Origin of the sequence: Ramlibacter sp., assembly GCF_050250995.1 — a bacterium.
Taxonomy (GTDB): domain Bacteria; phylum Pseudomonadota; class Gammaproteobacteria; order Burkholderiales; family Burkholderiaceae_C; genus Ramlibacter.
The window spans coordinates 1-14,297 of sequence record NZ_JBFWNP010000001.1 but is presented as its reverse complement, the minus strand read 5'-3'; the positions used below and the strand labels follow the sequence as shown (position 1 = coordinate 14,297).

Sequence of the window (14,297 nt, the reverse complement as noted above, 5' to 3'; positions counted from 1 at the left end):
AGGGTGTGTTGTCAGTCGCGGTTCAGATGGTGCAGAGGGAGCCCGGGTCGCGGCCAATCCACCGCGACGAGGCGGCCGCTCAATGACAGGGTGACGAAGGCGGTGCGCAGGTCGGGGCCGCCGAAGCAGATGTTGGTGGTCGCGCGGTCGGGCATCAGGACCTGCTCGACGAGCTTGCCGTCGGGCGCGATCACGGTCACGCCCGCGTTTTCCATGAGGGTCGCGACGCACACGTTGCCGCTCGCCTCCACCGCCATCGAATCGAGCCGCTGGTAGCCGGGCAGGCCGATCAGCAGTTCGCCGCCGTTCGGCGAGGGCCAGGGTTTCTTCGCGATCCTGCCGGGCGACTCGATGTCGAACGCCCACACGCGGCCCGCATCCGTCTCGGCGACATACAGGCGCCTGTCGTCGGGCGACAGCGCGATGCCGTTCGGAAACAGCATCGGGTAGACGGCTTCCTCGATGCGGCTGCCGTCGCACTTCGCGTAGTAGACGCGGCCGCGGTCGACCTCGTTCGTGCGCGCCTTGCCGAGGTCGGTGAACCAGAAGCCGCCGTGGCCGTCGAACACGATGTCGTTCGGCCCCTTCAGCGGCGCGTTCGGCCCCTTGGTGTAGAGCACTTCCACCCGGCCGGTCTTCAGGTCGACGCGCTCGATGCGCCCGCCGCTGTAGTCGGCGGGCTGGTGCGTCGGGCGCAGCCCGTGCTCGTCCTCGTGCCAGGCGAAGCCGCCGTTGTTGCAGATGTAGCAGTGCCCGTCCGGCCCGATCGCCGCGCCGTTGGGGCCGCCGCCGACGTAGGCGACGACGTCGGCGCGGCCGTCCCGGTCGATGCGCGTCAACGTCTGCCGCTCGATTTCCACGAGCAGCAGCGTGCCGTCGGGCATCGCGATCGGGCCTTCGGGGAAGCGCAGGCCCTCGGCGACGACTTCGAACTTCGCGTTCGTCATGTCGCGGGCGTCAGTCGATCGTGAGGTTCGCGTCGCGCACGACCTTGGCCCACTTGTCGATCTCGCCTGCGATCAGGCCGCGGTATTCGGCGGGCGTCGACGTCATCGGCTTGAGCGACAGCGACTCGATGCGCGCCTTCACGTCCGGCTTGGCGATCACGGTGGTCAGCGCGGCGTGCAGCCGGTCGATGATGGGCTTGGGCGTGCCGGGCGCGGAAGCCAGCCCGATCCAGCCGCCGGCCGACATGCCCTGCAGCGTCTCGCCGATGATGGGCGTATTGGGGAACACGGGACTGCGCTGCGCGCCGGTCGTGGCGAGCAGGTTCATCTTGCCGTCCCTGACGAAGACGTTGGTGGGGCCGATGCCGTCGACGGACGCCATGACCTCGCCGCCCATCAGGCCCACGGACGCGGGGCCGCCGCCCTTGTAAGGCACCACGGTCATCTTCACGCCGGCGACGCTCGCGATGTACTCGCCGAGCAGGTGCGACGTGGAGCCGGGTCCCGGCACGCTGTAGGTCAGCTTGCCGGGATTCGCCTTGGCCCAGGCGAGCATCTCGGGGAAGGTCTTGAACGGCGAATTGATGCCGCCCAGGATCACGAACACCGATTCGGCGAATGCCATGACCGGCTCCAGGTCCTTGCGGAAGTCGACGGGCGAGCCGCCCTTGCGCAGCATGAGCAGGCTGGTCGACGAGGTGCCGAGGAAGAGCGTGTAGCCGTCGGGCTTCGCGGCCTTCACGAATTCCGCGCCGATCAGCGTGCCGCCGCCGGCCTTGTTGTCGATGACCACCGGCTGACCGAGCGTGTCGCCCAGATGCTGGCCGATCAGCCGGGCCATGCCGTCGGCCGAGCCGCCGGCCGCGTACGGCACGACCAGGCGGATGGGGCGGTCGGGATAGGTCTGCGCGAGCGCGGCGCCGCTTGCGAACAGCGAGGCGGCGGCGAGCGCCAGGGCGAGGAGGGATCTGCGTTTCGTCATGGGTGGGATGTCTCCGTTCAAGTCTCGAATGTCAATGCATTGCAATGGGCAGGACCTTGGGGCCGCGCAACGCGAAGGCGTTGTAGATCACGTCCCCGGCCACTTCGTAGTCCGGGATGCGCGCCAGCAGGCGCTCGATCACGATCTGCGCTTCCAGCCGCGCCAGCGTCACGCCCAGGCAGCTGTGCATGCCGAAGCCGAAGCCCAGGTTCGTCTGGAACTTGCGATGGATGTCGAGCTCCTCCGGGTTCTCGTAGCGCGCGGGGTCGCGGTTGGCGCAGCCGACCACCGGCATGATCGTCGTGCCTTCGGGGATCCGCACGCCCTCGATCTCGGTGCCGCCCGGCTTCACCAGGCGAACCGACGCCATCACGACCGGCCGCCAGCGCATCACTTCCTCCAGCGCCTGCGGCATGAGCTTCGGGTCGGCCAGGACTTCCCGGCGCACGTCCTTGCGCTCGTCCAGCGCCACCACGATGTGGCCGAGCCACTTGGCCGTGGTCTCGTTGCCCGCGTAGAGCATCTGCCGGCTGTTGGAGACGATGAACTCGTCGGGCAGGTTGTGCGAGGAATGCACGATCTGGCTGATGAGGTCGGTGCCGCCGGGGTTCTTGCGGCGGTGCGCGATGGCTTCGGCGAGGTAGGCGCCGATCTCGTCGCGCGCCTTGTAAGCGGCCAGCCACGCGGGGTGCGTCTGCTTGTCCGCATTGGCGGGCAGCACGGACGCCGCGCCGAGCGCGTCGCTCCAGCGCACCACGTCGTCGCGGTAGCTGCGGGGCACGCCCATCATGTGCGCGATGACGTACGCGGGCAGGCTGCGGCACAGCTCGGCCTCGAGGTCGACGGTCTCGCCGGCGCGCAGCTTCTCCTCCACCGGGTCGATCATCTCGTCGGCCAGCTGCGTGATCATCGGGCGCATCGCCTCCATCGCGGGGCGCGTGAAGGCGCCCATCCAGATGCTGCGCAGCTTGTCGTGCAGGGCCTTGTCGTCGATGCCGAAGAAGGCTTCCTTGCCGAAGCGGATGGTCACCGCCGTGCCTTCGATCGTGAAGCGCGTCGTGTCGGTGAGGACGTTGCGCGCGAGCTTGTCGGTGGTGACCATGTACGCGCCGGTGCGCACGTTGCGCAGCACCGGGCCGGCCTCCTGCATGGCCTTGATCGCGGGCCAGGGGTTCTGCGCCGTTTCGCGCGAGTAGAGATCGAAATCGAAATCCATGTTGCTTCCTTGAGAGATTCGGTGGCTAGATGTCGAGCACCAGCAGGGGCGTCTTCGCACGCGACACGCAGGGCGTGAACTGGTCGTTCGCGGCGCGCTCGTCGTCGGTGAGGTACACGTCGCGGTGGTCGGGAATGCCCTCGAGCACGCGCGTGAGGCAGCTGCCGCAGGTGCCCTGTTCGCACGACGAGGGCAGCTCGACGCCCGCCTCGGCCAGCACCTGCATCACGCTGCGCTCGGCCGGGATGTCGATCACGCGGTCGCTCGAGGCGAGCCTGACCTGGAAAGCCTCCGCGGGCGCCGCGGCAACGCCCGTGTCCGGCGGCGTGAAGTACTCGCGGTGCAGCGCGCCCTCGGGCCAGCCCGCCTGCCGCGCCGCGTCGAGCACCCAGGCGATGAAGCCGCCCGGGCCGCAGACGTAGGCATGCGCGCCGGGGGTATACGCGCCCAGCGCCCGCGCCACGTCGAGCTTCTGGGCAGCGTCGCCGTCGTCGCGATGCACGTGGACCCGGGCCGCGAGGTCGGGCGCGGCGAGCCGCGCGCGGAACGCGGCGCGGTCGGCCGAGCGGACGCAGTAGTGGAGGGCGAAGGCCTTGTCCGTGCGCGCGAGCCGCTCGGACATGCACAGCAGCGGCGTGATGCCGATGCCGCCCGCGAAGAGCACGTGGCGCTGGCCGTCCGACTGCAGCGGGAAATGGTTCTTCGGCGCGCCGATGCGCACCGTGTCGCCCTCGTTCAGGCCGGCATGGATGAACGAGGAGCCGCCGCGCGAGAGGGGCTCGCGCAGGATGGCGACGACGTAGCGGTGCGTCTCCGACGGGTCGTTGCACAGCGAATACTGGCGCGCGAGGCCGGGGCGCACCTCGATGTCGATGTGCGAGCCCGCGCTGAAAGGCGGCAGGGCATGGCCCTGCAAAGCCGCGAGTTCGAGCACGACGATGTCCGTCGCCTCGACCCGCTTCGCCTGGACGCGGACGTCCATCCACGGTTGCGGAATCACCGGACCGCCCGTCCCGCCTTCAGCATGTCGCCCGCGCCGCGGGCGATGTAGGTGCGGTCGCCGCTCAGCGTGACCATCGTGAAGCCCTGCTCGATGACGTCGCGGATGTGCTCCGGCGTCTGGCCGTGCATGCCGGCGACGACGCCCGCGCGCTGGCACGCGTCGGCCACGCGCTTCGTCGCTTCGCGGATCTTCGGATGGTGCGGCTCCAGGGGATGCAGGCCGAGGTTGACCGCGAGGTCGCCCGAGCCGAAGTACACGCCGGTGACGCCGGGCGTGGTCACGATCTCGTCGATGTTCTCGACGGCCTTGGCCGTCTCGATCATCACGAAGCAGGCGGCGCGCTCCATGATTTCCTTCGCGTCGAAGCCGAGGTGCTTGCGCACCGGGCCGAAGCTGCGGTTGCCGGCCGGGTTGTACTTGCACGCGGCCACGGCGGCGGCGGCCTGCTCGCGCGTCTCGACCATGGGCACGATCACGCCGTCCGCGCCGCTGTCGAGCGCCTTGCCGATGAGCGAGCCGTCGGTGTTGCCCACGCGCACGAGCACGGGCATTTCGGTCGGGATGGCGTACATCAGCCGGCCCGCCATCACCACGTCGAGCATCGCGTGCTGCGTGTCGATGGCGAGGTAGTCGAAGCCGATGCCGGCCAGGATCTCGACCATCGGCATCGAGTCGAAGGTGATGAAGCCGCCGAGGACGGGCTTGCTGCCCGCGCCTTTGAATTTGAATGCGTCTCTTGGCATGTCGGTGTCCGGTGTCGGGGTCTCAGGTTGTGGCGGAGGAGGCCGGGATCAGCCAGCTCCTGTCGAGCGACTTCACGTCGGGGCAGCCCATGAGGATCAGCGCGCGGACCATGTCGTCCCGCAGGATGTCCAGCACGTTGCGCGCGCCGCGCTCGCCGTCGACGGCGAGGCCGTAGAGGTAGGGGCGGCCGACGAACACGCCCTTGGCGCCGAGCGCGAGGGCGATGATGACGTCGGTGCCGCGCCGCACGCCGCCGTCGAGGTAGACCTCGCCCCGGCCGCCGATGCGCTCGACGATCGCCGGCAGCGCGTCGATGGAGCCGAGCGCGTGATCGAGCTGGCGCGCGCCATGGTTCGACACCACCACGCCGTCGGCGCCGATCTCGTCGACGCAGCGCGCGGCATCTTCCGCGTCGAGCACGCCCTTCACGTACAGCTTGCCCTTCCAGCGCTGGCGCATCCACATCAGGTCGTCCCAGCTCAGGTCGCCCTGCATGTAGCGGTCCTGCTCGCTCGCGGCCATGACGGCGGCGCGCACGCCGACGGCGCCGGCCTGCGCGTACTGGATCGCGACCGCGCGCTGGTGGCGAAAGAGCTCGTACACCCAGCGCGGACGCATCGCCGCGTCGAGCACGTTCGCGGGCGTGAAGGTGAGCGGCACGCCCATGCCCGTCTCGCGCTCGCCCTCGCGATTGCCGCGCACCGGCACGTCGACGGTGACGAAGAGCGCGGTGAAGCCCGCGTCCTCGGCGCGCTGCATCAGCTCACCGACCTTGGCCCGGTTGCCGAAGGGATAGAGCTGGTACCAGTGGTCTTTCTCGGTGCGGCCCGCCACCTCTTCGAGCGTCCACGAGGAGCCCGTGCTGAGCACGTGGCGCGTGCCGGCCGATTCCGCCGCGCGCGCGGCGGCCCAGTCGCCGTTCCAGCGGGTGAGGCCGCACAGGCCGGTCGGCGCGAGCGCGATCGGCAGCGAGACGTCGACGCCCGCCATTCGCGTCGCGAGTACGGGCTTGGAGATGCCCGTGAGCGAGCGCTGGCGCAGCCGCCACTTCTGGAATCCGTTGCGATTGTCGGCCAGCGTCACCTGGCCGTCCGCGCCGCCGTCGACGTAAGCCCAGACCATGCCCGGCAGGCGCTTGCGGGCGAGCTTGCGATAGCCCTCCACGCTGATCGGCGTCACGCGCGAGCCGAGCGTGAAGCGCGCGAAGGACGACACGGCCTGCTTCTCCTTCGGCTGCGGGGCGTTTCCGGAAAGCACGGCGGACATTCAGGCCGCGTCTTTCGTGGGTTCGAAGGAGATCGCCGCGGTGGGGCACGATTTCACGGCTTCCTCGATCGCCGCGGCGGAAAAGCCTGCCGGGTCCACCGGCTTCAGTCGCGCGAACCCGTCCTCGTCCTGCTCGAACAGTTCGGGCACCGTGAGCACGCAATTGCCCGACGCCATGCACCGGGTCCTGTCGATCGTCACCTTCATCCTGACCTCTCTGCCGCCTCGCGGCCTTTGCCGCCGAGCGGCTTTTCATCCATGCGCTGCTTTGTAGGCCAGGCGCCCGGGGAGAGGTCCGGGGGGTGTGCGGAGTGTTCCGGGGAATGGAACTGACGCGGTCCACATAGTGGCACACGCGGAATCGGGCGCACAAATAAAAAAGGGATGCGCTTGCAGCGCATCCCTCAACACCGGTTGGAGAAACTTGCGAATCGTTCCGGCGAAACTCTTTGTCGCGTTGCTTAGAACGCGTGGCGCAGGCCGATGGCCAGGCCGCTGGCCGAACGGCCGCCGGCGGTCAGGCCGCCGTTGAGCGCGCGGGCGGAGCCGTTGCTGTTGCTGATGTGGGCGTACGTCGTGTAGAGCGACGTGCGCTTCGACAGGTGATGCACGTAGCCGACGGCGATCTGCTTGGCCTTCGGATCCGGGCCGGCCACGCGGACGGTGTGCTCGGAGTAGGAAGCCTTGGCTTCGCCCGCGCCGACCGGCACGACCACGCCGAGGACCCAGCCGCGGGCCTTGATGGCGCCGTTGCGGTCATCGTTGTACGTGCTCATCAGCTTGGCAACGCCGAAGTTGTACGAAGCGTTGAGGTTGCGCATGACGATGTCGCCAGCGGCGTACTGGGTGCGGCCGTAGCCGGCGCCCAGGCCCAGCGGGCCTTTGTCGTACGTGCCGCGGATGGCCCAGCCGTCGCCGTCGTCGCTGGTACCGCCGGCGGCGTTGTTCAGCTGCTCACCCATGTAGTAGGCGATCTGGGCGCCGAAGCCGCCGAGACCGGCGGGCGTCAGGTAGCCGATGCTGTTGGACACGCGGGTGTTGGTCACGCCGGCGATCGACGCGGTGTAGCTGACGGCTGCGCCGACGCCCACGTTGCCGAACGGGTCGCCGAACACGTTGTTCCAGTACGCCGGCGTGAAGTCGCGGCCGAGGCGCAGCTCACCCCAGTTGCGGCCCGACAGCGAAACGGTCGAGCGGCGGTTGAAGGTGAGGCCCTGGCGGCCGGCGACGGCAGCGCCCGCGCCCGAAGCCTGGTTGTTGCTGTTCGTGGCGGCGCCTTCGCCGTCGTCCACGTTCAGGCCGGCTTCGAGGTGGAAGCTCGCCGACAGGCCGCCGCCGAGGTCTTCCACGCCGCGGAAGCCGAGGCGGTTGGAGTTGTAGCCGCCGCGGGTCAGCTGCGTGCGGTCCGCGATGGAGCCGCGACCGAAGGCGAGCGTTGCATCCACGACGCCGAAGAGCGTCACGCTGGATTGCGCGAAGGCGGCGCCGCACAGGCCAACGAGGGGCAGCAGCAGTAGGGATTTCTTGTTCAAGGTCGGGTCTCCGTTTTCGTTGAAGGAGGTGTGGAAAAGGCTGATTTCAGCCGGTTGAGGTGAGTGGCGCAGTACGGGAAAACCCGTATGGATTTGTTCGGACTTCTGGGAAATTGGTCACTTCCGGGAGGTCGTCGGGGAGAGAAGCGACCTGCCGGGTCATCAGTTCGACGCGCTCCAGAATGTGGCGCGCATGCCGCACGAAGACCTCGCCGGCGGCCGTCGGATGCAGGCCGCGGCGGTCCCGCGTGAACAGGGGTTTGCCGAAGGAATATTCCAGCGTGCTCAGGCGATAACTCCCCGTGGAGAGGGAGCAATGCACCTCCTTCGCGGCGGCCGACAACGACCCCAGTTCCGCGCACAGGACGGCGAGTCGGATCGAGACGAGATCGAAGCGGGCGAGGTTGTAGTCCATGGCTCTGCGTGCTGACATGTGAAGGTTCTCCGGACGCCCTCAGGGGGTCAATCCGCAAGGTTTGTGTGTTCCGTACATCGCAACACATCTGTTGCGGTGCTGCCACACCTCGAGGCCGGCAACCCCAGTACGGAGCGGTACCGGGGCGCGGATCGGCCGATTTGCGGCATCCGGGGACGATTTCATGACTCGGCGAGCTCGCGCGCGATCAGCGCCCGGCCGCCCGGCGCGGCAACACCCTCGAACAGCATGGAGCACAGCTGGTCGGCGATCGTCTCGAGCGAACCCTTCTTCGGGTTGAACCAGGCGTGGATCGTGTTGATGCTGCCCAGGACGAACATGCGGCACAGGCCCAGGTCGACGTCTTCCCGGATCAGGCCTTCGGCGCGCAGGTCTTCCAGCATCGAGGTCCAAAGACGGTGGTGCTCCTCGCGCCGGCGCACCTGACGCTCGCGCACCTTGTCCGGCAGCTGCCCGAGCAGTCGGTTGTGCGAGAAAGTGAAGTCGCCGTGCTGCACGAGGCCGTTCATGAGGCCGATCAGGCCGGCCCGGAAGCGGGCGAATGCGCCGGCGCCGGCCGGCACGGTCGCGATGTGTTCGTTGAGCGCCGTGAAGAACCGCTCGGCGGCGTGCTCCATCACCGCCTCGACCAGGTCTTCCTTGGAGCCGAAGTGGTAGTAGATGCTGGCCGCCTCGATGCCGGCCAGGTCGGCGATGCCGCGCATGGTCGTCGCGGCGTACCCGTGCGTGCTGAACGATTGCGCGGCAAGACGCAGCAGGTTTTCCCGCGTGTCGCTCGCCGCATTGACGTTCCTTTTCGCCATGTCCTTGTTTCCTTGAATTCAACCGAATCTAGGTATTTACCCTAGTACATCCGAAGGTCCCGAACGGCAAACTGCCTATCGTTCGTTAGATAACCTACCGAACGTTAGAAAGGTACCAGAGGCGTCGCGCCGAGGCAAGCATGAACACCCCGAAAAAACCCATTCGCTCTTTCCTTTTCGTTCCGGGCAACAAGGCCGACTGGATCGAGAAGTCCATCACCTCCAAGGCCGATGCGCTGATCCTGGACCTCGAAGACAGCGTCCCGCATCCGCAGAAGGTCGAAGCCCGCGGCATCGTCAAGTCGAAGCTCGCCTGGCTGGCCGAGAAGAAGCAGCGCACCTGGGTGCGCATCAACCGCACGCCGCACCTCTACGACTTCGAGGACGTGCTCGCCGTCGTGAGCCCGCACACCGAGGGCATCGTGATTTCCAAGCCCTGCGGCCCGGAAGACATGCACACGATCCACTCGATGCTGGCCGAAGCCGAGACGCGTGCCGGCCTCGAAGTCGGCCACACGAGCGTGCTGCCGCTGCTGGAGACGGCGCGCGCGCTGCAGTTCGCCTATGAAATCGCCATGCATTCGCGCGTCGACTTCATCGTGGGCGCTACGGCGAAGAACGCCGACGTGGCCCGCGCGCTCGACACGATCTGGTCGCCCGAGGGCCGCGAGTCGAACTACTTCAAGTCGCGCGTCGTGATGGCCGCGAAGGCCGCCGGCAAGAAGCCCATCGGCGGCGTGTGGCAGCAGATCAAGGATCTGGACGGCCTGCGCGAAGCCACCAAGCTCGATCGCCAGCTCGGCTTCAGCGGCGAACTCGCACTGCACCCCAGCAACGTCGCGCTCATCAACGAGAGCTACACCCCGTCGCCCGAGCAGGTTGCCTATTACGAGGGCATGGTCGCGGCGCTGGACAAGGCGGTCGGCGAAGGCCGCGCGTCCTGCGTGTACGACGGCGAGCACATCGACATCGCCCACGTGAAGACCGCGAAGGAAATCCTCGCGCTCGCACGTTCGTTCAACGCTTAACTCAAACCAGAAGCAGGAGCACTCACATGGCCGGAATGTATTTCGAAGACCTCAAGCCGGGTCTGGTGATCGAGCACGCGATCCGTCGCACCGTGACCGAGACGGACAACATCCTGTTCTCGGCGATGACCTACAACTGCGCGCCGCTGCACATCGACGCCGAATACAGCTCGCAGCAGATTTACGGCCAGCGCCTGGTCAACAGCATGTTCATGCTCGCGCTCGTCAACGGCATCACCGTGATCGAGACGACCATCGGCACGACGCTGGGCAACCTCGGCTTCACCGAGATCAAGTTTCCCAAGCCGGTGTTCCACGGCGACACGATCCGCGTGCGCACCGAGATCCTCGACGCACGCCAGTCGAAGAGCCGCCCCGACACGGGCATCGTGACCTTCCGCCACGTGGGCATCAACCAGCGCGACGAAGAGGTCTGCATCTGCGTGCGCCAGGGCCTGATGATGCTGCGACCCAAGGAAGGCGCCAAGTCCGGCGTCCCCGTTGGCACCAAGGTCGCCGCCAAGGCATAAGGAGCAAGCATGTCCTCGATGACCGATTCCACCCGCGCCTACTGGGCCGCCTACGAGCAGCGCCAGCAGCAGATGAACGACGTGCGCGAAGCCGCGCGCAAGCTCTCCGAGAAGTTCCCGCTGTCGTACTGGCGTGAACACGACAAGGACCCGGGCAAGTACCCCTGGGAGTTCGTGAAGGCCTTCGCGGCAGCAGGCTGGATGGGCATCATGATGCCCGAGGAAGTCGGCGGCATGAACCTCGGCCTGTCCGAAGCGGCGATCCTGATGCAGGAAATCGCGGCCTCGGGCGCCGGCATGAGCGGCGCCTCGGCGATCCACTTCTACGTCTTCCCGCCCGCGCCGATCCTGAAGCACGGCTCGGAAGAGATGAAGCGGCGCCTGCTGCCGCAGCTCGCCAAGGGCGAGCACCTGATGGCCTTCGGCGTGACGGAGCCGACCGCCGGCGTGGACACCTCGCGCATCAAGACGCGCGCCGAGAAGAAGGGCGACCGCTGGGTGATCAACGGCCAGAAGGTCTGGAGCACGAACGCGCAGAACGCGAACAAGTACCTGATCCTGGCGCGCACATCGCCCCGCGACGAGAAGCGTCCGCTCGACGGCATGACGCTCTTCTTCGCCGACATGGACAGGAAGCACTGCGACGTCCGCGTGATCGACAAGCTGGGCCGCGCCGCCATCGACTCGAACGAAGTGTTCATCGACGGCCTGGAAGTGCCGGAAGAAAACGTGATCGGCGAAGTCGGCAAGGGCTTCCACTACCTGCTCGACGGCCTGAATCCCGAGCGCGTGGTGGTGGCCACCGAGTGCATCGGCATCGGCCGCGCCGCGCTGAAGCTCGCGACCAAGTACGCCAACGAGCGCGTGATCTTCGACCGCCCGATCGGCAAGAACCAGGCCGTGGCGCACCCGCTCGCCGAAGCCTGGATGCGCCTGGAAGCCGCCGACAAGGTGGCGCACCATGCCGCCATGCTGTTCGATGCCGGCCAGCCCTGCGGCGCGGAGTCGAACACCGCCAAGTTCCTCGGCGCCGATGCCGGCTGGCAGGCGGCCGACCAGGCGATGCAGACGCACGGCGGCTACGCCTACGCGAAGGAGTACCACATCGAGCGCCTGTGGCGCGAAGTGCGGCTGCTGCGCCTGGCGCCGGTGTCGCAGGAGATGGTGTGCAACTTCATCTCCAACAAGGTGCTGGGCCTGCCCAAGTCCTACTGAAGCCGGTTCGCAGCCCATGTCGAGTTCCCTCTCGCGGCCGCTCGAGGGCGTGCGCGTCCTCGACCTCACGGTCGCGCTCTCGGGGCCGTACGGCTCGCTGCTGCTCGCCGGCCTCGGCGCGGAAGTCATCCGCGTCGAGTCGCCGGACGGCGGCGACATCGCGCGGACCAATCCGCCCTTCGTCGGCGACGAGGGCATGCATTTCGGCGCGATGAAGCCGGGCGACGTGTCGCTCACGACGCTCAATCGCGCCCGCAACAAGAAAAGCGTCACGCTCGACCTGAAGTCGAAGAAGGGCCACGAGCTCTTCATGCGGCTCGTGAAGGAAGCGGACGTGGTGTTCGAGAATTTCAGCGAAGGCACCGCCGCGAAGCTGAAGGTCGACTACGCGCGCGTGCGCGAGGCGAACCCGAAGATCATCTACGCCTCCATCAAGGCCTTTGGCGAGCCGAGCGACCGGCCGCAACTGAAGGGCATGGACATCATCGTGCAGGCGCTCAGCGGCATCATGGAAGTGACCGGCGAGCCCGGCGGCGCGCCGACGCGCTGGGGCCTGCCCATCGCCGACATGGTCTCGCCGCTGTTCGTCGTCAACGGCATCCTTGCCGCATTGATCCAGCGCGGCCGCACGGGCGAAGGCCAGGCCGTCACCGTGTCGATGCTCGACTGCCTCGCCTCCATGGTGGCGGGCGAGAACTTCGACGTCATGACGCAGGCGGGCTACCCGCTGAAGTCGGGCAATTTCCAGGATCGTCTGTGTCCCTTCGGCGTGTACGCGGCGAAGGACGGGGCCGTGGCCATCGTGGCGTTCAGCCCGGAGTGGTTCCGGTCGCTGGTCGGGTGGATCGGACGCACGGACCTGCTGGAGGATGCGCGCTACGCGACGCGCGGGCCGCGCATGAAGCATGCGAAGGAAGTCAACGCGCTGATCGAGGCGTGGACGCGCGAGCACACGACCGAGGAGATCGTGCGCGAACTGCTCGACAAGCGCGGCGTGCCCTGCGCGCGCGTGCGCTCGCCGCTGGAAGTGCTGGATGACCCGGTGCTGCACGAGCGCGGCGCGGTGATGCGCATCGCGCATCCGGGGCTGGGCGATGCACGCCCGACGGCCATGGGCAACCCGATCCGGATGTCGAACGCGAACGTGCAGTTCGACCGGCCGGCGCCGAACCTCGGCGAATCGAACGAGCAGATCTACGGCGGCTTGCTGAAGCTGTCCGCCGAGGAACTGCGCCAACTGAAATCCGAAGGAGTGATCTGAAGGCCATGACCGAAGCGAACAGCGAACGTAGGGGGCCGCTTCGCGGTATCAAGATCGTCGAGCTCGCGGGCATCGGCCCGGGGCCGGTCGCGGCGATGTTCCTCGCGGACCTCGGCGCGACGATCATCCGCGTGGACCGCAAGGAACCTTCGGGGCTCGGCGTGGAGAAGCCGGTGCAGTTCGACATCGGCCTGCGCAACCGCAAGTCGATCCGCGTGGACCTCAAGGACCCCAAGGGCCTTGCGCTGGTCCTCGACCTCATCGCCGGGGCCGATGCGCTGATCGAGGGTTTCCGCCCGGGCGTGATGGAGCGCCTCGGGCTCGGGCCCGACGTGTGCCTGAAGCGCAATGCGAAGCTCGTCTACGGGCGCGCCACCGGCTGGGGCCAGGACGGCCCGCTCGCGCATTCGGCGGGCCACGACGTCAACTACGTGGCGATCACGGGCATCCTGAACGCGATCGGCCGTGCGGGCGACCCGCCGACGATTCCCCTGAACATCATGGGCGACTACGCGGGCGGCGCGCTGTTCCTGGCGTTCGGCATGCTCGCCGGCATCATCGAGGCGCGCAACTCGGGCCTCGGGCAGGTGGTGGACGGCGCGATGGTCGATGGCGCCGCCGCGCTCACCGCGCCGCTGCTGTCGCTGCGGGCCTCCGGCATCCTGAGCGACGAGCGCGGCACGAACCTCATCGACAGCGGCGCGTCCTTCTACGACGTCTACGAATGCGCCGATGGCAAGTACATCAGCATCGCGCCGATCGAAGCGAAGTTCTACCGCCTGCTGCTGGACAAGCTCGAGTTGAAGGACCCCGTGTTCGACCGGCAGATGGACAAGAGCGCCTGGCCCGAGCAGAGGCGGCTCTTCGCCGCCAAGTTCATCACGCGCACCCGCGCGGAGTGGACGGCCCTCCTGGAAGGCACCGACGCGTGCTTCTCGCCGGTGCTGAGCTTCGCCGAGGCGCCGTCGCATCCGCATCTCGCGGCGCGCAAGACGTTCGTGGAGGTGGATGGCCTGTCGCAGCCGGCGCCCGGCCCGCGCTTCTCGCGCACCCCGCCGGACATGCCCACGCCGCCCGCGCCGCTGACCACCGACAATGCACAGGCCGCGCTCGCGCCGTGGCTCAACGAATCCGCCATCGCCGCGCATCGCGCCGCCGGCACATTCATCTAGGGAACTGAAGGAATCGCATCATGAAGGTACTGGTCGCAGTCAAGCGAGTCATCGATTACAACGTCAAGGTCCGCGTCAAGTCGGACGGCACGGGCGTCGATCTCGCGAACGTGAAGATGAGCATGAACCCGTTCGACGAGATCGCCGTCGAAGAGGCGGTGC

15 protein-coding genes and 1 pseudogene are annotated in these 14,297 nt (G+C 67.8%); 6 read left to right on the top strand and 10 right to left on the bottom strand.

Annotated features, from left to right (window positions below; all coding sequences use genetic code 11):
* Window positions 1–11: 11 nt before the first annotated feature.
* The 10 genes from AB7E83_RS00080 to AB7E83_RS00035 form a co-directional block, all read right to left on the bottom strand.
* Entirely contained in the window at window positions 12–947 is a 936-nt protein-coding gene (locus tag AB7E83_RS00080) for an SMP-30/gluconolactonase/LRE family protein (RefSeq protein WP_428563698.1), read from the bottom strand.
* A gap of 10 nt (window positions 948–957) precedes the next feature.
* Window positions 958–1,929 carry a Bug family tripartite tricarboxylate transporter substrate binding protein gene (locus tag AB7E83_RS00075; protein WP_428563695.1) on the bottom strand — a complete coding sequence of 324 codons (972 nt, stop codon included), beginning with the start codon at window positions 1,927–1,929 and terminating at the stop codon, window positions 958–960.
* A gap of 31 nt (window positions 1,930–1,960) precedes the next feature.
* Window positions 1,961–3,145 carry a cytochrome P450 gene (locus AB7E83_RS00070; protein ID WP_428563691.1) on the bottom strand — a complete coding sequence of 395 codons (1,185 nt, stop codon included), beginning with the start codon at window positions 3,143–3,145 and terminating at the stop codon, window positions 1,961–1,963.
* A gap of 25 nt (window positions 3,146–3,170) precedes the next feature.
* Entirely contained in the window at window positions 3,171–4,127 is a 957-nt protein-coding gene (locus AB7E83_RS00065) for a PDR/VanB family oxidoreductase (protein WP_428563688.1), read from the bottom strand.
* 14 nt (window positions 4,128–4,141) lie between these two features.
* Window positions 4,142–4,891: an HpcH/HpaI aldolase family protein gene (locus tag AB7E83_RS00060; protein ID WP_428563685.1), complete on the bottom strand. Its 750-nt coding sequence runs from the start codon at window positions 4,889–4,891 to the stop codon at window positions 4,142–4,144.
* 22 nt (window positions 4,892–4,913) lie between these two features.
* The gene (locus tag AB7E83_RS00055; RefSeq protein ID WP_428563683.1) at window positions 4,914–6,158 is read right to left on the bottom strand and encodes an alpha-hydroxy acid oxidase; all 1,245 of its coding nucleotides are present in this window, start codon (window positions 6,156–6,158) and stop codon (window positions 4,914–4,916) included.
* On the bottom strand, window positions 6,159–6,365 hold the full coding sequence (locus tag AB7E83_RS00050) for a ferredoxin (protein ID WP_428563680.1): 207 nt from the start codon (window positions 6,363–6,365) through the stop codon (window positions 6,159–6,161).
* A 254-nt stretch (window positions 6,366–6,619) separates the two neighbouring features.
* Window positions 6,620–7,690, bottom strand: coding sequence for a porin (locus AB7E83_RS00045; protein WP_428563677.1), 1,071 nt, complete (start codon window positions 7,688–7,690; stop codon window positions 6,620–6,622).
* Window positions 7,691–7,736: 46 nt separating this feature from the next.
* A complete protein-coding gene (locus AB7E83_RS00040; RefSeq protein WP_428563674.1) occupies window positions 7,737–8,105 on the bottom strand; it encodes a LysR family transcriptional regulator in 369 nt (122 codons plus the stop codon).
* Window positions 8,106–8,287: 182 nt separating this feature from the next.
* Window positions 8,288–8,929 carry a TetR/AcrR family transcriptional regulator gene (locus tag AB7E83_RS00035; protein ID WP_428563671.1) on the bottom strand — a complete coding sequence of 214 codons (642 nt, stop codon included), beginning with the start codon at window positions 8,927–8,929 and terminating at the stop codon, window positions 8,288–8,290.
* 140 nt (window positions 8,930–9,069) lie between these two features.
* Here AB7E83_RS00035 and AB7E83_RS00030 point away from each other — a divergent pair, with 140 nt between their 5' ends.
* From AB7E83_RS00030 to AB7E83_RS00005, 6 genes and pseudogenes are all read left to right on the top strand, one after another.
* Window positions 9,070–9,957, top strand: coding sequence for an HpcH/HpaI aldolase/citrate lyase family protein (locus tag AB7E83_RS00030; RefSeq protein ID WP_428563668.1), 888 nt, complete (start codon window positions 9,070–9,072; stop codon window positions 9,955–9,957).
* 26 nt (window positions 9,958–9,983) lie between these two features.
* Window positions 9,984–10,487 (top strand): MaoC family dehydratase, encoded by a 504-nt coding sequence (locus AB7E83_RS00025; protein WP_428563665.1) that lies wholly within the window; start codon window positions 9,984–9,986, stop codon window positions 10,485–10,487.
* Between the two features lie 72 nt (window positions 10,488–10,559).
* Window positions 10,560–11,702: an acyl-CoA dehydrogenase family protein gene (locus AB7E83_RS00020; protein ID WP_428564707.1), complete on the top strand. Its 1,143-nt coding sequence runs from the start codon at window positions 10,560–10,562 to the stop codon at window positions 11,700–11,702.
* 16 nt (window positions 11,703–11,718) lie between these two features.
* Window positions 11,719–12,963 (top strand): CaiB/BaiF CoA transferase family protein, encoded by a 1,245-nt coding sequence (locus AB7E83_RS00015; RefSeq protein ID WP_428563662.1) that lies wholly within the window; start codon window positions 11,719–11,721, stop codon window positions 12,961–12,963.
* A gap of 5 nt (window positions 12,964–12,968) precedes the next feature.
* On the top strand, window positions 12,969–14,135 hold the full coding sequence (locus AB7E83_RS00010; RefSeq protein WP_428563659.1) for a CaiB/BaiF CoA transferase family protein: 1,167 nt from the start codon (window positions 12,969–12,971) through the stop codon (window positions 14,133–14,135).
* A gap of 20 nt (window positions 14,136–14,155) precedes the next feature.
* A pseudogene (locus tag AB7E83_RS00005) lies at window positions 14,156–14,297 on the top strand (electron transfer flavoprotein subunit beta/FixA family protein); the annotation flags it as partial.

Coding starts and splice junctions, on each gene's coding strand:
- AB7E83_RS00020 (WP_428564707.1), top strand. CDS start 10,560: ATGAACGACGTGCGCGAAGCCGCGCGCAAGCTCTCCGAGAAGTTCCCG.
- AB7E83_RS00060 (WP_428563685.1), bottom strand. CDS start 4,891: ATGCCAAGAGACGCATTCAAATTCAAAGGCGCGGGCAGCAAGCCCGTC.
- AB7E83_RS00010 (WP_428563659.1), top strand. CDS start 12,969: ATGACCGAAGCGAACAGCGAACGTAGGGGGCCGCTTCGCGGTATCAAG.
- AB7E83_RS00070 (WP_428563691.1), bottom strand. CDS start 3,145: ATGGATTTCGATTTCGATCTCTACTCGCGCGAAACGGCGCAGAACCCC.
- AB7E83_RS00050 (WP_428563680.1), bottom strand. CDS start 6,365: ATGAAGGTGACGATCGACAGGACCCGGTGCATGGCGTCGGGCAATTGC.
- AB7E83_RS00030 (WP_428563668.1), top strand. CDS start 9,070: ATGAACACCCCGAAAAAACCCATTCGCTCTTTCCTTTTCGTTCCGGGC.
- AB7E83_RS00015 (WP_428563662.1), top strand. CDS start 11,719: ATGTCGAGTTCCCTCTCGCGGCCGCTCGAGGGCGTGCGCGTCCTCGAC.
- AB7E83_RS00065 (WP_428563688.1), bottom strand. CDS start 4,127: ATGGACGTCCGCGTCCAGGCGAAGCGGGTCGAGGCGACGGACATCGTC.
- AB7E83_RS00040 (WP_428563674.1), bottom strand. CDS start 8,105: ATGGACTACAACCTCGCCCGCTTCGATCTCGTCTCGATCCGACTCGCC.
- AB7E83_RS00035 (WP_428563671.1), bottom strand. CDS start 8,929: ATGGCGAAAAGGAACGTCAATGCGGCGAGCGACACGCGGGAAAACCTG.
- AB7E83_RS00080 (WP_428563698.1), bottom strand. CDS start 947: ATGACGAACGCGAAGTTCGAAGTCGTCGCCGAGGGCCTGCGCTTCCCC.
- AB7E83_RS00055 (WP_428563683.1), bottom strand. CDS start 6,158: ATGTCCGCCGTGCTTTCCGGAAACGCCCCGCAGCCGAAGGAGAAGCAG.
- AB7E83_RS00025 (WP_428563665.1), top strand. CDS start 9,984: ATGGCCGGAATGTATTTCGAAGACCTCAAGCCGGGTCTGGTGATCGAG.
- AB7E83_RS00075 (WP_428563695.1), bottom strand. CDS start 1,929: ATGACGAAACGCAGATCCCTCCTCGCCCTGGCGCTCGCCGCCGCCTCG.